The 20,549-nt window shown below is 53.9% G+C and carries 18 protein-coding genes and 1 pseudogene; 11 read left to right on the top strand and 8 right to left on the bottom strand.

Annotated features, from left to right (window positions below; all coding sequences use genetic code 11):
- The first annotated feature begins 8 nt into the window (after positions 1–8).
- Complete coding sequence (locus HV127_RS14475) at positions 9–2,177, top strand: hypothetical protein (RefSeq protein WP_182236861.1); 2,169 nt, start codon at positions 9–11, stop codon at positions 2,175–2,177.
- On the top strand, positions 2,147–2,863 hold the full coding sequence (locus tag HV127_RS14470) for a DUF3142 domain-containing protein (protein WP_182236859.1): 717 nt from the start codon (positions 2,147–2,149) through the stop codon (positions 2,861–2,863). Before HV127_RS14475 ends, HV127_RS14470 begins: the two co-directional genes overlap by 31 nt.
- Here the strand turns inward: HV127_RS14470 and cueR are convergent.
- Both cueR and HV127_RS14460 read right to left on the bottom strand, forming a co-directional pair.
- Positions 2,860–3,270 carry a Cu(I)-responsive transcriptional regulator gene (gene cueR, locus HV127_RS14465; protein ID WP_182236857.1) on the bottom strand — a complete coding sequence of 137 codons (411 nt, stop codon included), beginning with the start codon at positions 3,268–3,270 and terminating at the stop codon, positions 2,860–2,862. The genes HV127_RS14470 and cueR overlap by 4 nt on opposite strands.
- Before the next feature lie 64 nt (positions 3,271–3,334).
- The gene (locus tag HV127_RS14460) at positions 3,335–4,381 is read right to left on the bottom strand and encodes a J domain-containing protein (RefSeq protein WP_182236855.1); all 1,047 of its coding nucleotides are present in this window, start codon (positions 4,379–4,381) and stop codon (positions 3,335–3,337) included.
- Positions 4,382–4,699: 318 nt separating this feature from the next.
- On the opposite strand from HV127_RS14460, the gene copA reads away from it, so the two are divergent.
- From copA to HV127_RS31710, 6 genes and pseudogenes are all read left to right on the top strand, one after another.
- Positions 4,700–7,201, top strand: a complete 2,502-nt coding sequence (gene copA / locus HV127_RS14455; protein WP_182236853.1) for a copper-exporting P-type ATPase CopA — start codon at positions 4,700–4,702, stop codon at positions 7,199–7,201.
- A 260-nt stretch (positions 7,202–7,461) separates the two neighbouring features.
- Positions 7,462–7,974 (top strand): PTS sugar transporter subunit IIA, encoded by a 513-nt coding sequence (locus HV127_RS14450; RefSeq protein ID WP_182236851.1) that lies wholly within the window; start codon positions 7,462–7,464, stop codon positions 7,972–7,974.
- Positions 7,975–8,165: 191 nt separating this feature from the next.
- Positions 8,166–8,963 (top strand): hypothetical protein, encoded by a 798-nt coding sequence (locus HV127_RS14445; protein ID WP_182236849.1) that lies wholly within the window; start codon positions 8,166–8,168, stop codon positions 8,961–8,963.
- Positions 8,960–9,520 (top strand): LemA family protein, encoded by a 561-nt coding sequence (locus HV127_RS14440; protein ID WP_182236847.1) that lies wholly within the window; start codon positions 8,960–8,962, stop codon positions 9,518–9,520. Before HV127_RS14445 ends, HV127_RS14440 begins: the two co-directional genes overlap by 4 nt.
- Positions 9,501–9,887 carry a hypothetical protein gene (locus HV127_RS14435; RefSeq protein ID WP_182240891.1) on the top strand — a complete coding sequence of 129 codons (387 nt, stop codon included), beginning with the start codon at positions 9,501–9,503 and terminating at the stop codon, positions 9,885–9,887. Before HV127_RS14440 ends, HV127_RS14435 begins: the two co-directional genes overlap by 20 nt.
- 69 nt (positions 9,888–9,956) lie before the next feature.
- Positions 9,957–10,106: pseudogene (locus HV127_RS31710) on the top strand (IS4 family transposase); the annotation flags it as partial.
- Positions 10,107–10,149: 43 nt separating this feature from the next.
- On the opposite strand, the gene HV127_RS14430 reads toward HV127_RS31710, so the two are convergent.
- The 5 genes from HV127_RS14430 to HV127_RS14410 are packed head-to-tail and all read right to left on the bottom strand — an operon-like array spanning position 10,150 to position 15,489.
- Positions 10,150–11,400 (bottom strand): phospholipase D-like domain-containing protein, encoded by a 1,251-nt coding sequence (locus HV127_RS14430; RefSeq protein WP_182236845.1) that lies wholly within the window; start codon positions 11,398–11,400, stop codon positions 10,150–10,152.
- A complete protein-coding gene (locus HV127_RS14425; protein WP_182240654.1) occupies positions 11,393–12,040 on the bottom strand; it encodes a MotA/TolQ/ExbB proton channel family protein in 648 nt (215 codons plus the stop codon). The genes HV127_RS14430 and HV127_RS14425 overlap by 8 nt, the downstream gene beginning before the upstream one ends.
- A 19-nt stretch (positions 12,041–12,059) precedes the next feature.
- Entirely contained in the window at positions 12,060–14,300 is a 2,241-nt protein-coding gene (locus HV127_RS14420; RefSeq protein WP_182236843.1) for a TonB-dependent receptor, read from the bottom strand.
- A 36-nt stretch (positions 14,301–14,336) separates the two neighbouring features.
- Positions 14,337–15,080 carry a TonB N-terminal domain-containing protein gene (locus HV127_RS14415; protein WP_182236841.1) on the bottom strand — a complete coding sequence of 248 codons (744 nt, stop codon included), beginning with the start codon at positions 15,078–15,080 and terminating at the stop codon, positions 14,337–14,339.
- 1 nt (position 15,081) lies between these two features.
- Positions 15,082–15,489: a biopolymer transporter ExbD gene (locus HV127_RS14410; RefSeq protein WP_139541382.1), complete on the bottom strand. Its 408-nt coding sequence runs from the start codon at positions 15,487–15,489 to the stop codon at positions 15,082–15,084.
- Positions 15,490–15,811: 322 nt separating this feature from the next.
- On the opposite strand from HV127_RS14410, the gene HV127_RS14405 reads away from it, so the two are divergent.
- Both HV127_RS14405 and ybaK read left to right on the top strand, forming a co-directional pair.
- Positions 15,812–16,606, top strand: coding sequence for a TraB/GumN family protein (locus tag HV127_RS14405; RefSeq protein ID WP_182236838.1), 795 nt, complete (start codon positions 15,812–15,814; stop codon positions 16,604–16,606).
- A gap of 201 nt (positions 16,607–16,807) precedes the next feature.
- On the top strand, positions 16,808–17,287 hold the full coding sequence (gene ybaK, locus HV127_RS14400; protein ID WP_181483268.1) for a Cys-tRNA(Pro)/Cys-tRNA(Cys) deacylase YbaK: 480 nt from the start codon (positions 16,808–16,810) through the stop codon (positions 17,285–17,287).
- A 128-nt stretch (positions 17,288–17,415) separates the two neighbouring features.
- Here ybaK and ushA read toward each other — a convergent pair whose 3' ends face one another.
- Positions 17,416–19,068 (bottom strand): bifunctional UDP-sugar hydrolase/5'-nucleotidase UshA, encoded by a 1,653-nt coding sequence (ushA, locus tag HV127_RS14395; protein WP_182236836.1) that lies wholly within the window; start codon positions 19,066–19,068, stop codon positions 17,416–17,418.
- A gap of 163 nt (positions 19,069–19,231) precedes the next feature.
- Between ushA and HV127_RS14390 the strand changes: the two genes are divergently transcribed.
- Positions 19,232–20,452 carry an MFS transporter gene (locus HV127_RS14390; protein WP_181483271.1) on the top strand — a complete coding sequence of 407 codons (1,221 nt, stop codon included), beginning with the start codon at positions 19,232–19,234 and terminating at the stop codon, positions 20,450–20,452.
- The last annotated feature ends 97 nt before the right edge of the window (positions 20,453–20,549 follow it).

Genomic DNA, 20,549 nt, shown 5'->3' with positions numbered 1-20,549 from the left:
CACCCGTCATGGTCAGGAAGACAACGTTTACCCTTTCGCTCTGCGCCCTGCTCGCGGCAGCCGCCCAGGCATATGCTTCTTCTGATATCGAAGATTGCTCGTGGAGCGACGAGCTATGCCTGTTAAAAGGCGACCCAATCCTCACCCCTGAAAACGATTCTCGCGATAATCTGTTGCGCCTGCTGAGCGAAGCGAAATCTTTCGCCCTGCCCGTTCAGGCCATTCCCGCTGATGTCAGCCGTACCCGTGATGTTTACTTCGCCTGGCATCCTGAGTGGGATAGCGCGCCGCCGCCTCCCGCGCCGCCTGCACAAAGCGAAGACGAAACCTTTACCCGACAAATGGCGGCGCTGAATATCGATCCCGCGCAGGTCATGGTAGCCGGTTCGGCTGAACGGCTGGGAACATCCGACTATGAACTGGAAAACCGTTTTGTCAGCAACACCCTTGCCGCCGTCAGCCAGTTCAACGACGCCCTGCTGGCCGCACCCTCTGTGACCCCGCAGCAGCGTCATGACCTGGCGCTGGCGCGGCTGAAACTGTTTTATGGCGCCAATATCACCGCAGTCGCTGATATCCTCAATAGCTTCCCGGCAGATGCGGACGCCGACTTATTCGCTTATTACCTTTCCGGCATCGCCCACTTCTATGACGGCAATTACACCGCCGCGACCCAAGATTTCACCCTGTTGCTGGAAAGTAAGCAACCCTGGCTGACCGAGACCGCGCAATATATGCTGATGCGCACGGCGCTCAACAAGAGTAGCCAGAACAGCGTTGGGCAGTACGGCGATTTTGATATCGCGCGGATCAATCGTGATGATGCCGCACAAGCGCAAAAAGAAGCACAACTCTATTTGCAGCGCTGGCCCGCAGGGCTTTATGCCGACTCCGCGCGCAACATGTTGCGCCGCATTAACTGGTATCTGCAGGCGTGGCCGCAGCTGGCCGGATTCTATGAGCAGGCCTTCCGGCAAGCTGCCGACGCCGGGGAGCTGCGTAGATTGGTGAGTGAATATGATAATGTCTTTGGCATGCCGTTCTACGCGCAGCCCGTTCTGGCAGCATTCCCGGACGCACCGCAGGTCAGCTATGTCGAACTTCTCCGCGCCCTGCGCCTGAATGCTGACAATAAGCCGACCTTAACCCAGGCACAGCTTGACGCCAGCAAAGCCGTGTTTGAGAAGAGCGGAAATCTGCCGCTATGGCGCGACCTACAGCTGCAGCTGTGGAGCGCAACGGGCAACGATGCCGCCATCCTGCAGGCTGTCACGGCGGCGAAAACGCTGCCGGCGAATGATATTCTCGCCTTCAGCGAACAGGTCCTCTACGGCGAAGCGCTAATGGGACAAAAACAGTGGCCCGCGGCGCGCGATTTTTGGCAGCAGCTGCTACAACTTAGCCAAAACCCCGAGCAACAGCAGTATACCCAGGCAAAACTGGCGGCAACACTGGTCTACAGCGGTAACGCGGCAGCTATTTTTGCCGCTGATAGCCAGGTGACCAATCTACGCTTTCGCTCCCGAGTGCTTAAAACCCAGGCCTCGCCAGAACTGCTACGCCAACAGGCAGCCAAAGGTCCCAACAATGAAGAACGTACTATCGCTCTGCATACGCTGCTGGTGCGGGATCTCACGGAAAGTCGTTTCAGCGACTGGCTGAACGACAAAAAGCTCGCTACCGCAATTACCCAGCCAGTAATCGGCGAGGCCTTTAACGACGTCAACCTTAGCAACTTCGACTGGAATGGCGAGGCGACCGAAGCCGGCTATGCCTGCCGCAGCCTGGATGACACCGTCGCAGTGCTCAGTAAAAACGCCGACGATGCCCATGAGCTTAACTGCCTGGGCGAGTTCTTTCGCACCACGCAGACGCATGTTGATCTATGGAAAGACCAATCCGGCAACGATATGCTCGAGACCGCCATCGACCGCGAGCAGCCTCTGGGACAGTACGATCGCCAAAGCTATTACCAGCAGATTATCACCTCGCCGAAAGCGGAGCCGGAAGATAAAAGCTATGCGCTCTATCGGGCGATTCTCTGTTACGCCCCCTCCGGTAGCAACGAATGCGGCGGCGAAGATGTCGAAAAACTGCAGCGTAAGGGCTGGTTCACGCAGTTGAAAACGCAGTATCCGGGAAGCCCGTGGGCACAAAAACTCAAATATTACTGGTAATCGCGCTGCTGTCCGGGCCAGCGCAGGCGGCGGAGCGCGTTGATGCGCGCCAGCATTCTGCCTTCTGGCTGTGGTCCGGGGTGAAAGCCAGCAACGATCTGCAGAACGCGCAGACAGTGTATCTGCATCAGGGCGAGGTGCTGACGCGCGCTGGTGAGGTAATATTCCAGCGCCTCGGCTTGCCAGTCAGCCGCCTGACGTTTCCCGCAATCTGGCTTACCGTCCGATTTACCACACTTGATGTACCGCAGACGATTGTGCCACGGATCGTACGCCTGATGCAGCGTTGGCGGGCGGCTGGCAATCAGGTGGTTGGTCTGCAGGTTGATTTTGACGCAGCCACATATCAGCTCGCCGACTACGCCCAGTTTTTGCAACAGCTACGCCAGCAGCTGCCGCCTGAGTTCGCACTGGGGGTAACAGGCCTGCTGGACTGGGCCAAAACCGGTGATATTGCCACACTGAACGCGCTTGCGGTTGATGAACTGGTAGTGCAAAGCTATCAAGGACGCCACACGGTGGCGAATTATCAGGACTATCTCCCCGCGCTCAGCCGACTGCGTATTCCATTCAAGCTCGGGCTGGTACAAAACGGCAGTCGCGATCGGCAGGCGGAAATGCAGTTGAATGACTCCCTCTATTACCGCGGCACAGTGGTCTTTATGCTCAACCCAGCGCGGCGCTAAGCCTGCGCCTTGCGATGACAGCAGCCTGAGAGATTATCGATTATCGGGCAATCCGCGCTGTCATCGCCGGGGCAGGACTCCGCCAGCGTCAGCAGTTGCGCACGCATACTTTGCAGCTCGTTGATATGACGCTCAATCTCCGCCACCTTCTCCAGCGTCCGGCGTTTCACGTCGGCGCTGTGCCGGGAGGGATCGTTGAACAGAAATACCAGCTCGCGGCACTCTTCGAGATTAAATCCCACCTGGCGGGCCTGCCGTAGCAACGTCAGCTCATTCAGATGCTGCTGGCTGTAGCTACGGTAGCCGTTTTCGCTACGCAGCGGCGGCGTCACCAGCCCCTTCTCTTCGTAAAAACGAATCGCTTTACTGGTTAAGCCGGTTTTTTTCGCCACATCGCTAATATTCATGTTTCCTCCTGACGGAACAGCCAACGGTGCTACTCCGTTATTCTAGCGCCAATCATCATAAAAACTATAGCGCAGTCTGCTGGCATATCAGGGAGAAGGAAACCGGCAATACGCGAACATCATTATTGTAATCATTAATATAGCGATAAATCATGGCACCATCGGCCGGAAAAAACGTACTGGCATCCATATAATTCCCAATATGCGGGCACATAATGCTCCAGGGATTTTGGCCATTATACGCGGGGCTATTATCGACAATCGTTTTCGCCACAAATGCCGCTGGGTTTAGCGTAATATTTGCACTCTGAGAGTAGTAATGAATTTCATAGACCAGTGAATGACCATCAATGAAAATATCCCCTAAGCTCAGGCCTTTATTTTTATAGGAAGAGCCAGCTTTTTGCCTGACCTCACCTTCATTACTCAGCAGCGAGCGCATAAAATTATTACTGGCTGTTTCCTGGCTAATAACCGGTGCTGGCGTATTTACCACGCTTTCAACTGCCGTTTTACTGACTTCACGGCCAATCACTCTAACTACCCCAATGACAATAAGCAGCACCACCAGGCCAAGGGTGAATTTAAAAATTCGCACGATCAGTCTTTTTCCGGCGTTCACCACCGGCGCGCCTTTCTGTTTAACAAAATCTTTGCCTTTACCAAATATCTCTTCCGCTGCGGTATAGGCTTCACTGGCTTTCGCCTGGTAAGAGTAATCAGGATCCTGCTTGCGTCGTTGGTGCATCCACTCCTCTTTACGCTTTTGCAGTTGATACTCTTCTTCCCATTCGGCTTCCATCTTCTGCCAGAAATCACGATAGGCGCGCTCTTCCTGCTGGCGTTCACGCTGGCGATCGTGTTGTGTGAATGCGCTGTTTTCCCGATTCTCCTGCTGAGCAATCCACGCATCGTGCTGGGCGCGCAGTGCCGGATCGGCAAGGGTACGCCAGGCTTCATTTAATAGCTGGATGATTTTGGTTTTTTCATCTTTTAGTTCAGGCGGATGGCGATCCGGATGGTGAATAAAAATAAGGCGTTTATACGCTTTCTTAATCTCCTCCACCGACGCGGTGCGAGAAACTTTAAGATTATCGTAATGAGTTTGCACTTCTCTTCTCCCGGGATACTGCGTGAAACACCTTCCCTTTTCCTCAATCAGGGTCGGCATCCGGTTCGCCCTGTAAATAAGCTCTTTCTGCAAACAAAAAACACTGAGACCGTACATTCATATTTGAGTGTTATGGGGTTGGCCTGGGGATAATTATCAGCGAGCAAGCCTGCCATTTTACGCTGGTCGCTCTTTTATCCGCTATTCCTTATTTAACGTGGGGGGCAGGCGATAAAAATCACCAGGATTAACGCTTGACCTTCCAGTTGCTGGAAGGTTTAAGCTTAAGCACAGTTGTTAAACCAAGGAGTCAAAACCATGTCTCATACTATTGACCTGGCGCTTGATGGCCTCTCCTGCGGCCACTGCGTTAAACGCGTGAAAGAAAGTCTGGAACAGCGTCCTGATGTAGAACAGGCGGACGTTACCGTTACCGAAGCCCACGTAACGGGCAGCGCCAGCGCTGAATCGCTGATTGAAACTATCAAACAGGCCGGATACGGCGCGGAGCTCAGCCACCCAAAGGCTAAACCGCTGGCAGAATCATCAATCCCGTCGGAAGCGCTGACAGCGGCCACCTCTGAGCTTCCGGCAGCCCGTGACGAGGATGACAGCCAACAACTGTTAATCAACGGCATGAGCTGCGCCAGCTGCGTCTCCCGGGTACAAAACGCGCTTGCCGCGGTACCGGGCGTCTCGCAGGCGCGGGTCAACCTTGCGGAACGCACTGCGCTGGTGATGGGCAGCGCGTCCGCAGCAGAATTAGTCCAGGCGGTGGAGAAAGCAGGCTACGGCGCGGAGGCCATCGAAGATGATCTCGAACGTCGCGAGCGCCAGCAGGAGACCGCCGTCGCCACCATGAAACGCTTCCGCTGGCAGGCCATTGTCGCCCTGCTGGTCGGTATCCCGGTGATGGGCTGGGGGATGATCGGCGACAATATGATGGTCAGCGATGACAACCGTTCGCTGTGGCTGGTTATCGGCCTTATTACCCTGGCGGTGATGGTCTTTGCTGGCGGTCATTTCTACCGCAGCGCATGGAAAAGCCTGAAGAACGGTACTGCCACCATGGATACGCTGGTGGCGCTGGGTACCGGGGTCGCCTGGCTCTACTCGATGAGCGTCAACCTGTGGCCACAGTGGTTCCCAATGGAAGCCCGCCACCTCTATTATGAAGCCAGCGCAATGATTATCGGCCTGATTAACCTCGGCCATATGCTGGAAGCGCGTGCGCGTCAGCGTTCTTCTAAAGCGCTGGAAAAATTGCTCGATTTAACCCCGCCGTCAGCGCGGGTCGTCACCGACGAAGGCGAAAAAGATCTACCGCTGGCGGAAGTTCAGGCAGGAATGACCCTGCGCCTGACCACCGGCGATCGCGTCCCGGTTGACGGCGTGATTAGCCAGGGCGAAGCCTGGTTTGATGAAGCCATGTTGACCGGTGAACCAATACCGCAGCAAAAAGGCAACGCTGACGCCATTCACGCCGGGACCGTGGTGCAGGACGGCAGCGTGCTGTTTACCGCCAGCGCCGTCGGCAGCCAGACCACTCTGGCGCGAATCATCCGTATGGTGCGCCAGGCACAAAGCAGCAAACCGGAAATTGGCCAACTGGCAGACAAAATCTCCGCCGTGTTCGTCCCTGCGGTGGTAGCGATTGCGCTGTTCAGCGCCGCGATCTGGTACTTTTTCGGCCCGGCGCCGCAAATCGTTTATACCCTGGTGATCGCCACTACGGTACTGATCATCGCCTGTCCGTGTGCGCTGGGGCTGGCGACGCCGATGTCGATTATCTCCGGCGTAGGTCGCGCAGCGGAATACGGCGTGCTGGTTCGTGATGCCGATGCCCTACAGCGAGCCAGCACCCTGGATACGCTGGTCTTTGATAAAACTGGCACCTTGACCGAAGGTAAGCCGCAGGTGGTGGCGATAAAAACCTTTGCCGCGATTGATGAAACAAGCGCTCTGCGCCTGGCCGCCGCGCTGGAGCAAGGTTCCAGCCATCCGCTGGCGCGGGCGATTCTCGATAAAGCTGCTGGCAACTCGCTGCCGGTGGTTAATAATTTCCGTACCCTGCGCGGGCTGGGCGTCAGCGGTGAAGTCGAAGGTTATAGCCTGCTGCTCGGCAATCAGGCGTTACTCAATGAGAACAATGTGCTGACCGCCGAAATAGAAAGCGAAATGACCGCTCAGGCTTCGCAAGGGGCAACGCCGGTGCTGCTGGCAGTCGATGGTCAGGCGGCGGCACTGTTCGCCATTCGCGATCCGCTACGTGAAGATAGCGTGGCGGCACTTGCCAGATTGCATCGTCAGGGCTATCGGCTGGTGATGTTGACCGGGGATAACCCGACCACCGCCAACGCCATTGCCAAAGAAGCGGGCATTGATGAGGTGATTGCCGGAGTGCTACCGGACGGTAAAGCCGATGCCATTAAGCGTCTGCAAAGTCAGGGGCATCAGGTGGCGATGGTTGGCGACGGTATCAACGATGCACCTGCGTTGGCGCAGGCCGATGTCGGTATCGCCATGGGCGGCGGCAGCGATGTGGCCATTGAAACGGCGGCTATCACCCTGATGCGCCATAGCCTGAACGGCGTCGCCGATGCGCTGGAAATATCAAAAGCGACGCTGCGTAATATGAAGCAGAACCTGCTGGGGGCGTTTGTTTATAACTCGCTGGGCATTCCGATTGCCGCCGGGATCCTGTGGCCACTGACCGGAACCCTGCTCAACCCGGTAGTCGCCGGAGCGGCAATGGCGCTCTCCTCAATTACGGTCGTGAGTAATGCTAACCGGTTGCTGCGCTTTAAGCCGAAGTCATAAGGCAGATTCCGTTCACCATCATCCCGCGTAGGATGATCCCCTCGCCCCTTTGGGGAGAGGGTTAGGGTGAGGGGAAAATGTGCACGCTGATGCCCTCACCCCGACCCTCTCCCACCGGGAGGACCCAATAAAGTCTGTTGATATCTACCTGTGTCAACGGACTTCTATACTCCCCCCAGCTAAACGCCGTACCATCAGGCTATTCAAATATCTCCCATCTCTTCCTGTGGTTACCAGACTCAACGGACATCAATCACTTTATGGGGGCTACCGAATCCGGTAACAGCCGGGCGCTAAAAAGTAAATACGGCATCAGCGCAGATGCCGTGCATCAGGCAGTAGTGACATCGTGGACGCCGGGCTTTTTGCCGCCTCCCGGTTCGCGACGTGTTGCACGGACTGGACCGTATTGCCTGTCGCCGCTAGAGGAACAAGGCCTGATTCACACCAGTTATGCAGAAAACATCATCGCAGCAACGGAAAAGACTGGGCCATGGTACGTGCTAACACCGGAGTTTGCCTTACCCCATACCCGTCCAGACGAAGGTGTACTGAGCAAAACGAGTGTGCTGTCACTGCTGAGTCTCGGCGATGAAGTGACCTTTCCTGGCGGAGATAGCGTGGGTTTAATGGTGGTACTGGCGGCCGCCAATAGCGAGCAGCATATCGGTACAATACAGCAGTTGGTGAATTTGCTGGATGAGAACAATCGGCTGGAAACGCTGCTTAATACGCAATCAGAGGAGAGCTTGCGACAAACGTTATCCCAATAAATCAGACATCATCACTTCACATTTTCTTAAATTATATTCCTCAGCAGGCCCGCTATTAACGCTCATCGGGCCTGTTTTTTCTATAAACAGATACAATTTCCCATGAGTAAGTGACATATCCATCGAATGTGTAGATAATAATGTACCTACTTCGATCAGGATGATCATAATTCAACAGGAACGTTGACCTTATGCGGCAAAAGTTTTCCTTTCAATTCTTTTTAAAAACTTTAGTTATTGCCTTCCTGGCAGGATTGTTTTTACTGTTTCCCTTCTCTGGCACCTCAGGCATCCTCATTTTTGTCGCCGTGATAGCATTTACATTTATGCTTCCCACACCACAACGACGCTTTATGCGTTACCAGAAAAATCTGCCCACCAGCAAAGTTCGCTCAATGGCTTCGGGCCTCGTTGAACTGGAGGGTAAACTTGTCAGCCAAAAAATGATTCGAGCCCCAATGAGCGGCAAGCACTGCATTGGCTTTTACCATACGGTCACAGAAAAAGAGCATGATACTCATGGGCAACCTCGTTACCGACTGGTGCATGAAGAGAAGCAGTGCAGTGCTTTTGCCCTCGACGATGGAACGGGCAAAGCGCAGATTGTGGCCGAGAACCTCGATTTTTATTTGCTCCCGGTAAGTGAAGAGAAGCACCGCGGTCGTCAAATATCGCGTGAATATCGTCTTGAAGCCGGAGAAGAATATCTGCTTATCGGGCAAGCTGTGAGACGAGATAATCAGATAGTTATTCGGCGTGACTCGCTACGCCGGGTTTTCGGTATCGCACCCGTTCACACCCTGAAACGACGTGGCAAGCTCAATGTGCTGCTGGGTCGCGCCCGCTATTATTGTGTCGCAACAGCATTGTTCATTGCATTAATCCTGGGACTCCCTGTCGACGTGCAACACCGGCAAGTGGTGATACATTATTCTCAATTGCTGCCATTCCTTGATGTATTCTCTTCTCTTTCAGACTCTTCACAATGAATAGCTTACTCGCATTTTTCATCATCGTTTTCGTCGCTATCGGATGTGTCAGCATGCTGGTGTCGCTGTATAACAGGCTGGTTATGCTGCATCACAATGTTGATCAATCTTTCGCCAACATTGATGTGCTGCTCAAGCAGAGGGTCGATGAATTACCCGAATTATTAAAGGTCGTAAAAGCCAGTACTGAATATGAAAAAGCTACACTGCTACAGCTGACTCAGCTTCGTACTGCATGGTTTGCCAGTAACAGATCTGAAGATAAAGTCAGATTAAGCAATGAATTAAACCATGCATTAAAAGGTCTGTTTGCTGTTGCGGAAAATTATCCGCAATTAAAAGCAAATCGTGGTTTTATTCAACTCCAGCAGCGTATTTCTGTGCTGGAAGAGCAGATTGCTGACCGACGCGAGTTTTTTAATGAAAGTGTCACGCTCTACAACATCGGCATTAATGAATTCCCTGCGCTACTGATAGCAAAAATTATGGGTTATCAGCAAAAGCCGTTACTGGAAATCACATCTGCAGAGACACAGTATGCTGGCCTTACCTTTTGATTTGATGTTTATGGCAAAAGAGCCTGGGTACGCAGTCTTAGTCGCAGCGTTTGGTCCTGTGGTCGCGCTCTTTTTCTTCGGCTCGTTTCTGAGCATCTCTTCCCTGAGGTGGCTATCCGCAGTCTGTGCGGCAACTGTTGCCATCTCCTGGTTTCCTGGATTTGGTATGTCCGTCATCATGTTATTCAGTGGGATTGGTGGAGTGAAAATTTTCTTATGCTGGATGGTTATGCTTTTGGGGGTAATGAGTTTCGTAATCTTTAATCATCGGCATCTCGCGGTCATTTTTCGGGAGTACAACGTCGCCGACAAACCACGGAAGGTCTCTGCACAGAAAGGGAAGCAAAGACGACCACCTGGCGCTTAACCAAGCGACCGCGTCCGGTATCAGACATGCCAATACCATTCGTGAGGTCCCCGCCTCACGATATTGGTGTTGAGGGCTGCGTATCTGGCGCTGGCGAAGATGGGACGGAGGTATGACAGTAAACGCACAGGCTGGGCAGTTATGTGGGAAGGCTGATTCAGACTTCAGGGGCTCGTTGAAGGGTATCACCTGGCGAAGTCTCTTGATCAGAAGATCTGATCAAGAGACTTCGCCAGGAGAGGGAGAAAACCGCCCCGATTTTCTATTCGTGCTCGCGACCTGGATGCGGGGTCGGATAATCAAAGTCAACTTTGATCGGCTCCGCGTAGCGGCTGTTCCATAGCTGACTGTAAAGCGCGTCCACGCGCTCTGCCATCGGCACGCTATTCAGCACCAGCTCAAGGTTGCGTGAGTTATCAAAATAGCCCCCGCTCCAGTTGCTGGTTCCCACCCACGCCGTCGAACCGTCGATAGTCATCAGTTTACTGTGCACCACCCTCGCAAACGGGATAAATCCCCGGCTGGCGGGAGGAATAGTCACTACCTTTAGCTGAACGTTAGGCACCAGCGATAGGCTCTTTAACCAGAACACCTCCGGCTTTTTCAGATTCCAGCTGGCAACCATCAGCTCAACCTGCACGCCGCGAGCCGCCGCGCTGCGCAGGGCGTTATCAATGGGGGCATAGAAAGGTCTGTTTCCCTTCTCACCCCATGAGAGCGGCGCGTAGTCCATCACCTGCACCCGGATCCGCGACTTCGCATTGGCCAGCAGACGCGGCAGTTCAGCCTGCGAATCGATCACCCCGCTCGGGTTGTAATCACGCGGGCTGGCAACCAGATAATTGCCCTGCGGGGCTGATTCCGCAGCCTGCCATGCCAGCTTCGGCACCGGTTTATTTTCTGCAAGCAGGGCCTGCGCCTGCCAGTCCTGATCGAAAATAGCCTGAATCTGCCGTACCGCTTGCGCATCGCTGATGCGCAGACCGGTTTCCTGAATCTGCTCCAGCGCGCGCCAGTCAAAATTCTGGCTGCCGACAAAGGCTTCTTTACCATCCACCAACAGATACTTGGCGTGGACAATCCCCCCAGTCAGCCGATGGAACGGAATAATTCGCAGCTCCAGATTCGGGATCGTTTTCAGCGCCGCCAGCGTTTCCGGCGTCGACAGGCCAATGCCTTTCTCCTCCATCAGAAAACGAATTTTCACCCCGCGTTCACTGGCTGCCCGCAGATGATTCAGCACGCCGTCCAGCAGAGAGCCTTTTTCATTTGCCACGTAAAACTGTGCAACATCGATATGGTTGTGCGCCGCATCAAACATCTGCTGCCAGACTTCGGCAGCATTGCGCAAATCACTATCCTGTAGCGTGGTTTCCTGCGGTGCGTTATACACCAGCTCATAACCCGGTATCGAAAACGCCGCCTGTGCGGGCAGACTTAGCAGTATCCAGGCACCCGCGACCAGGCTCATCAGGCGGCCTCCCGGCCACCCGCATCGACGATAATCAGGCATAGCGCTGCGCCTCACGACCTTCCCAGCGGTTGCTGCCCTGCTCCGGACGACTAGCCGGACTTCCGGCGCGGATCAGCAGCACCTTCAGCAGTTCGTTAATGCGTTCCATGCGGCTTTGCAGGTAGTTATTACCCACAAGGCACAGCAGCGCTATCGCAATCCCCAGGCCGGTGGCGTACAGCGCAGTGCCCATCCCGGCGGAAACCATGCTGGCATCAGAGACGCCCGAGGCGGAGAGCGCCTTAAAGGTATCCATAATCCCCAGAATCGTACCCAGCAGGCCAAGCAGCGGCGCGGCGGTGACGACGGTTTCGAGCATCCATAGCCCGCGCGACATCTGCGGTTTACTCAGCAAATACTGAGCATCAATCAGATCGCTCATCGCTTCCCGGTCTTCCGCCGTCTGCTTTTTCTCCAGCACCGGCAGAATAAGGGTCAGCGGAAGACTGCTACGACTGGTCAGCGATTCCGGCAGGTCCGACACGCGGCGGACCTCCGGCGTCAGCGCCTTTTCAAAGCGCTGCGCCTGACGCTGGGCCCATGAAAAATAGAGCCCGCGTTCCACCAGAATCACCACGGCGATCGCCAGCGCGGCATACATAACGTAGAAAATAATGTCGTGAATCAGGTTGGCATCCATCAAAGTGCCCTCCGGTTAATTAAAAGGTAGCTTCCAGCGAAACGCTAAAGGTGCGCTCTTCGCCGACGTTGTAATACGGGGTGCTGGCCCTCACGCCGTCGTAAGGTGCCGCGTTAAAGGTCGTCGAGCGTACGGAGGTCAGGTACTGTTTATCGAACAGGTTATCGATGCCAAAACGCAGGGTGGCATTTTTGACAATCTTTTTATCCACCGGCAGATGAACGCCTGCGGAGACATCAAACACCGTGCGCCCGCCGATTTTTTCATCGTTGGTCAAATCGCCATAGAACGAGCTGACGTATTTGCCGCCAAAGCTGCCGTAATAGAGGCCATCGTCATAACCCAGCGACGCGTTGAGCATGTTTTTCGGTACGTTCGGCACCGTTTTGCCCGCCGTTGGCAGCGGATGACCGCCGTTGCTGACAATGTCATCCTTTTGTTCGGAATGGGTGTAGGTATAAGAGGTGTAGTAGTTGAAGTTGTACGGTAGCTTACCGCTCCACTCCAGCTCTACGCCTTTGCTTTCGACGCTGCCGATATTCATCATTTCGTAGTCGCCGTCCGCATTGGTGGTCGAAATCTGACGGTCGGTATAGCGCATGTAGAAAAGCGTAGCGCTCAGCAGCATATCTTCACGCTGGAAACGCCAGCCCAGCTCGTGGTTCCAGCTCAGCTCCGGCTTGGTGTTGATTGAATCGCCGACGTTGTAGAGCACGTAGTTTGGCGGCGTACGCATGTTGCGCGTCAGGTTATAGAACAGTTGGTTTTCCATATCCGGCTTATAGCTGATGCTAAAGTTCGGCAGGAATTCATGGTAGGTCGCATTACGTTTTTCCGGGGCGTTATACAGGCTGCCTTTGTTATCGCCTTTACGTTCGACGTACTGGTACGCCAGCCCGCCCACCAGCGTCCAGTCCGGCGTCACAAACCAGGTATCCTGAAGCCATACTTTTTGCGCCGGAGTGACGGTGTACTGGTTACGGCCTTGCACCGTGTTGCCGTTGGCATCTTTCACCTGATCGGAACCGCCCGGTTTACCGGAGACGTTCGCCGGGTTGCCGTCATCCTGAATGCTGATAAACGGCTGGGTCTGCGACTGGCGCGCTCGCTCATACCAGTAGCCAATATCCAGGCTGTGCTCATCGTTAATGTCCCACTTAAGCTTAGTGGTGACACCCGGTCGCCAGGTCTGGGTCCACGAAGGTCGGTAGTAAGTATTGGAACTTAAATTGCTCAGGTCGTACTGCCCGGCTTTATCAGAAGTATTCGACAGTACCGAGGCCGTTTGCCCGGTAAAACTGCCGCCGTTACCCCAGTAGTAATAGGGCTGAACGGTCAACGCAAGATTGTCGCGCAGCTGCAATCTTTGTGAGAAAGAGAGAGTAAAGGTTTCAAACGGGTTACGGTTGAGCTTGTAATATTTGCTCAGCTGACCTTTGTTGTTATAGACCGGCGACGTCGAGTAGTCCTGACGCGGGTCTTCGTCAAACTGCGCTTTGCTTAGGGTGTTGTAGTTGCTGTTATCCTGACGGTTGTACTTCATGATCAGGTTACTGCTGTTGCCGTTCCCGTCCTCATAAAGCGAGTTCATCTCGAACTTATCGGAATAGTTACGTCCTTCTCCGCGCCATTTTTTGGCTTCAGTGTGCGAGTAAGAGAGCCAGTTGCTAAAACCGTTGTACTCACCGGTCTCCAGGCGGGCGAAAGTTTTGCTGAGATTATTGCTGCCCAGCGTTTGCTTGACGAAGCCGCCGAACTCTTTGGATGGGCGCTTTGTGACGAGGCCAATGTTACCGCCGCTGGATCCGATATGCGGGCCGTCTGCTTCAGAAGATCCCTGAGTAACAAAGATCTGCTCAAGGTTTTCCGCATCGCCCAACAGGTTCGGATAGACCGCGTAGTTACCCGAGTCGTTAATCGGGATGCCGTCCATCGACAGACCGATTTGATCCGAGTTCATCCCACGCATGGTGTAGTCGATGCCGCTCAGGCCGCTGGCGTCATTACTGTTAACGTTCATACCCGGCGTATATTTCAGCATGTCGATGGCATTGCTGGCACCCGGCGCTTTATCCATCGCTTCTTTGGTCAAAGTGGAGCGCGCTTTGCTGCTGTCCTCCTGCACCATCAGACCGCCGCCGAGCGACTGCCCTTTGACGTTAATCTCCCCCACATCGCTACTTTCCGCCGCCAGCGAGGAACCCGATAACAATGCCGACACCACAGCTAACGCAATCCCAGAATAACGAAAGTTCTTCATTTCTTTTCCTATAAAAAACAAATGATTAATTAGGCTTTATGGCGCCTGATAATTAAACGTCGCGGTAAATCTTTTGCTTCTTTGTCCAGCAAAAGCCTCTTCAGGAAAGGGCTTCAACTGACTGATACTTTGTAAGGAGCTCAGCGCCGCACGATTGAGCAGCATGCTCGGCGCTTTGTTGGCAATACCTGAAGCCAGCACTCTGCCGCTGCGGTCGACCTCCAGCCACACCTCGACGTTGCCCTGCGGGCGCTCCAGCGAAGCCTGACGGCCGCTCGGGTAGCGTTTGCGCTGCTCCAGCTCGCGGCGCAGCACCTGCAGATAGCCGCTTTCCACCGCTTGTGCGTTCGCTTTCGGCGCCGGAGGAGAGGGCGGCGCCGCGGGTTTACTCACCACCGTACTGCGCAAGACGGCGGGCTGCGGAGCCACGCGCTCCTGCGGCTTCACTGCTTTCTCCTGAACCGGTTTTGGCTTCGGCTTAGGTTTGGGTTTAACAACCGGTTTGGCCTGGATAATCGGTTCCGGGGCAGGAACGACAGGCTCGGCAATCGGCTCCGGTTCCGGCTCAGGTTGGGGTTCCGGCGGCGGCTCTGGCTGCGGTTCCGGGACAGGTTCAGGCTGCGGTGGCTCGGGTTCGGCCAGCGACAGTTCCATCACCGTATCGTCATAATGCGGTTTCACCTGCAGGACTGCCTTCTGGCTGACGAACAGTAAACATCCGGCGATGACTATCGCGGGTAACCAGCTAACAACGTGACGTGAGCGATAAAGCAGATACATATCACTGCTTCCGTGTGGCGATGGAAATGGAGAAGAAACCGCCCTGACGCAAGGTATCCATCACTGCGACCAGGCGTTCCACCGCGACCTCTTTATCGCTGTTGACGATAATGGTGGTGGTTTGGTTTTCCTGCTGCTGTTGCTTCAGGGTATTGACCAGCGCATCAAGAACCAGCGGCTGGCCATCCAGCTGCAGCTGATCACCGGCGCCGAGGGTGATAATGGCTTTTTTCTGCGGCTTAAGCTGTTGGGCGCTGCTGGCCGACGGCAGCTGTGTTTTCAAGCCCAGAGCCGGGATCACATTCAGGCTAATCAGGACAAAGAAGACCAGTAAAAACATCATCACATCGATCATCGGGATCAGTTCGATATGGGCTTTATTCTTTTTAGGCTCACTCCAGTTACGCATGACACTCCCCCCAAAAATTGAAGGGGCCAATATAGAAGCGCTTTGTTTATCTTTCGTTACAGATTTTTTATTTTATTATCACAATTGAGACTTTTTTGAGAAAAAAGCACCATTCGAGACTTGCGCAACTAAACATATATATTTGATTTTAATTAATAATCACCATCACAAGGCCATTACAAGAATTATAAAAAACCAGAGCATCAATTTTTTTTGTTATTTTTATGACATTGAAAAACGTATCTTCCGTCGCGTTCCCTTAGCCCTATTGCGCCTCTGCCCCCCACGCGCTAGCATGAGTTCTTCACACTACGGAGCACGTATGGGCCTGTTAAACCGAATAAAAATGCTGTGGCAAGCCGCTGTCGGCTCGTCTTATTCCTGGCCCGCGCTGGATGTCACTCTTCCCGGCGAACGCTATTTGCACCTGGTCGGCAGTATTCATATGGGCACCCGCGATATGTCGCCGCCTCCAGCACGACTGCTGAAACTGATTCGCCAGGCCGATGCGCTGATTGTTGAAGCGGATATTACCGGCAGCGAAACGCCGTTCAGCAACCTTCCCTCTTATCCACCGCTGGCGGAACGCCTGAGCGCATCCCAGCTCGCTGAACTGGAAGAGCGAGCGGGAGAGATGGGCCTGTCTATCGCGCTATTTGATAGCCAGCCGCTGTGGCAGGTAGCAATGGTGTTGCAGGCCACCCAGGCGCAAAAGCTGGGGCTAAGAGCGGATTATGGTATTGATTACCAGCTGCTAATGGCGGCCCGCGAGAGCAATATTCGGGTGATGGAACTGGAGGGGGCCGACAGCCAAATCGCCCTGTTGCGCAACCTTCCAGACGGCGGAATGGCTCTGCTGGAGGATACGCTGACCCACTGGCGCACTAACGCCCGTCTGTTACAGGTGATGATCGGCTGGTGGCTGGAGCAGCCACCGTCAAAAGGTGCAACCGTGCTGCCAACGACCTTTAGCCAGTCGCTATATGATGTGCTGATGCATCAGCGCAACCTGGCCTGGCGCGAAACGCTGCTGGCGCTGCCGCCGGGGCGCTACGTAGTAGCCGTAGGGGCGCTGCATTTGTACGGAGAAGGGAATCTGCCGGATATGTTGACGTAAAAAAATGGCCAATATTTCTATTGGCCCGTCAAAGAGGAATTTCATCATTATTATTATCCCGAGATTTGCACCTCGGATCGCTTGATTGTCGCTCAAAGTGACCATCACTGCCAACACTATTGCGCAAGATGATACTATTTTTTAGACAACCGTCGGGCGTATGCTTATGCCACATCAAATCGGTTGGTAAGAAGGATAACGATGACTCCCGCCGTTAAGTTACTCGAAAAAAACAAAATCGCTTTTAACATCCATAGTTACGACCATGATCCTACCGAAACCAATTTTGGTGACGAGGTCGTACGTAAGCTGGGGCTAAACGCCGACCAGGTTTATAAGACGCTGCTGGTCGCGGTCAATGGCGATATGAAGCATCTTGCCGTCGCGGTGACCCCGGTTGCCGGTCAGCTGGATTTGAAAAAGGTGGCGAAAGCCTTAGGCGCAAAGAAAGTGGATATGGCGGACCCGATGGTTGCGCAACGCGTCACCGGCTATCTGGTGGGCGGTATCAGCCCGCTTGGGCAGAAAAAACGCCTGCCGACGGTAATTGACGCTCCGGCCCAGGCGTTTGCCACCATTTTTATTTCTGGCGGCAAGCGCGGGCTGGATATTGAGCTGGCGGCCAGCGATCTGGCGAAGATCCTTGACGCGAAATTCGCAGATATCGCGCGGCGCGATTAACCCCTGGTTTATCTCAGAGGACAATCCCGGAGGCGGCGCTTGACGCGCCTTATCCGGGCTACCAATCCACAGACGGCTGCAAACCCGTAGCCCCGGTCAGCGTAAGCGCCACCGGGGAGTTTCAGACGTTACTGCCAGCTCACCTCGCCTTTCGGCTCAAATGCGCCAACATCCAGCGGAGAGTTTTTCTGGATGTACTCCTTCAGCACTTCGGCGTCGATAAAACCGGTATTGACATAGCCCGGTTTAGTATCGATGTGCGGATAACCATCGCCGCCGGTAGCGTTAAAGCTCAGGGTTGCCATACGGTAGGTTTTCGCTGGGTCTACCGGCTCGCCCTTGATGGTCAAATCGTTAAGCTTGCCGTCTTTAGCCACAAAACCAACGTTAGCAAACTGCGGATACGCGCCTGAATCTGGCTTCATTTGCGCCACAGCGGTCAGATACTCTGTCACTTCCTTGCCGCTCATATCGACATACACCAGCACGTTGCCGAAGGGTTGCACCTTCATCACGTCTTTATAGGTAATATCACCCGCTTCGATAGAATCACGCACCCCGCCGCCGCTCATCACCGCAAAGTCAGCATTACTACGCGCCATTTGCGCTGCCAGCAGCAGACGACCCATATTGGTTTGCACGAAACGAACTTTGCTGCGATCGCCCTCCAGATGCCCGTTCACGCTGCCAATTTTCACCTGCAGCTGCGCCTTACCTTTATTCTGGAACGGCGTCAACAAGGAAAGCATCTGTGGGTTTTCGGCGATTTGCGGCGTGTAGAGCACACGCTCGCTCTCACCGTTATCGTAAGTGATCTTCTTCTTCAGGTTGACCGGGATCAGCTGATAGTGCACCAGCTTCATTTCGCCGTTGCGGAATTCAAAGTCCGCGCGGCCAACATATTTTCCCCACTCGTGGGCTTGTACAATCCAGATCCCGTTCTGTTTGTCCGGCGCACATGGGCTGCCCGGCACATAATCCACCTGCTTTTTATTCTCAGACGCCATACATACCGGGTCCTGAGAGTGACCACCGACAATCATCGCCAGCGATCCTGCGGGCAGGCTGCGCGCCATCTCTACATCGCCCGGCGCATTGGAACCATGGTCGCCGTTGTCATAATGGCCCATATGGGTGGTCGCCAGAATGACATCCGGCTTTTCATTCTGCTGAAGTTCTTGAATCACCAGCTTGGCTTCTTCCGCCGGTTTACGGAATTCGATATCCGTAAAGTACTCAGGATTACCAATTTTAGCCGTATCGTCGGTCGTCAGGCCGATGACCGCAATATTCAGTCCACCGCGTTTAAACAGCGCCCACGGTTTAAACAGACGCTCACCAGTGCTTTTCTGGTAAATATTGGCGGAGAGGAACGGAAACTTCGCCCATTTTTCCTGCTGACGCAGTACGCTAAGCGGATTATCAAACTCATGGTTACCCACCGCCATCGCATCGTAGCCAACCAGGTTCATACCGCGAAAATCGGGCTCCGCATCCTGTAAATCAGACTCAGGCACGCCGGTATTAATATCGCCGCCGGAGAGCAACAACACGCTGCCGCCCTCTGCTGCTACCTCTTTACGAATACCGTCCACCAGCGTTTTTTGTGCAGACAGCCCATATTCGCCGTAATCGCTACGCCAGAAGTGACCATGATGATCGTTAGTATGCAGGATGGTAATTTTGTAGGTTTTATCCTGCTCATAAGCCTGTGCTGACAGGCTTCCCAGCGATAGCGCGGTGAATAATGCCAGCGCAACGCCCCGTTTGATCAATTGCATATTTCTCTCCCTGACAAAGTAACAAGTGCCGAAAGTATAGCGAGTTGGTGAATTAGACAACTTTGTTTTCAGAAATGAGACTTTATTCAAACCTTAGGGGCAGGTATGTTAGGCAGATAATAATTCCACCTGCATCCTCTATAAAAAACACTTAAGTGAACCTATGGCAATGAATCAGACCGCACAACCCTTATCCGGCCCCGCTGCCGCGCCGCAAAAAGCACGCACCTCGTTTCGCATACTGGGGGCCATCAGCCTCTCTCATTTGCTAAACGATATGATCCAGTCGCTCATCCTGGCTATCTACCCGCTGCTACAGGCCGAGTTTTCCCTGTCCTTCGTACAGATTGGGATGATCACCCTCACCTTCCAGTTGGCATCGTCACTGTTGCAGCCGGTGGTTGGCTATCTGACCGACAAGCACCCGATGCCGTGGTCGCTGCCCATTGGCATGTGCTTTACGCTTTGCGGTCTGGTGCTGCTGGCGATCTCCGGAAGCTTCGGAATGGTTCTGTTGGCCGCTGCGCTAGTGGGTACCGGCTCGTCGGTGTTTCACCCGGAATCTTCTCGTGTTGCGCGAATGGCCTCGGGCGGACGCCATGGCCTGGCGCAGTCAATATTCCAGGTTGGCGGTAATTTTGGTAGCTCGTTAGGGCCGCTACTCGCCGCTCTCATTATCGCCCCGTATGGCAAAGGTAATGTTGGCTGGTTTGTACTGGCTGCGCTGCTGGCCATCGTGGTGCTGGCGCAAATTAGTCGCTGGTATTCCGCCCAGCATCGTATGAACAAAGGTAAACCAAAACCGGTAATTGTTAATCCGTTGCCGAAAAACAAAGTGATTCTTGCAGTTAGCATCCTGTTAATGCTGATTTTCTCGAAATACTTCTATATGGCGAGCATTAGCAGCTATTACACCTTTTATCTGATGCAAAAATTCGGATTATCGGTGCAAAACGCCCAATTTCACCTGTTCGCCTTCCTTTTTGCTGTAGCCGCCGGGACGGTAATTGGCGGGCCTTTGGGCGATAAAATTGGGCGAAAATATGTTATTTGGGGCTCTATCCTTGGCGTTGCACCGTTTACCCTTGTTTTACCCTACGCCACATTGGAATGGACCGGTATTTTGACGGTGATCATTGGTTTTATCCTCGCATCGGCCTTTTCCGCCATTTTGGTCTACGCACAGGAGCTACTGCCGGGCCGTATTGGCATGGTTTCTGGTCTGTTCTTCGGTTTTGCATTTGGCATGGGCGGACTCGGAGCCGCGGTGCTGGGGCTGTTAGCTGACCATACCAGTATCGACCTGGTCTATAAAATCTGTGCTTTCCTACCTCTTCTCGGCATCCTGACGATATTTCTTCCTAATAACCACCAAAAATCGTAAATATCCGGCAGCCAAAGTGAAACTTTGGCTGCCGCAACCCCTTCCCCCATCAGCATCACCCCGCATTATCTTCTGCCATTTTGCTGTCTGTGCTTTT

Source organism: Klebsiella sp. RHBSTW-00215 (assembly GCF_014103785.1).
In the GTDB taxonomy this organism is placed as follows: Bacteria; Pseudomonadota; Gammaproteobacteria; order Enterobacterales; family Enterobacteriaceae; genus Klebsiella.
Note: the sequence above shows the minus strand (reverse complement) of the source record. Positions and strands in the feature narration are given on the sequence as shown.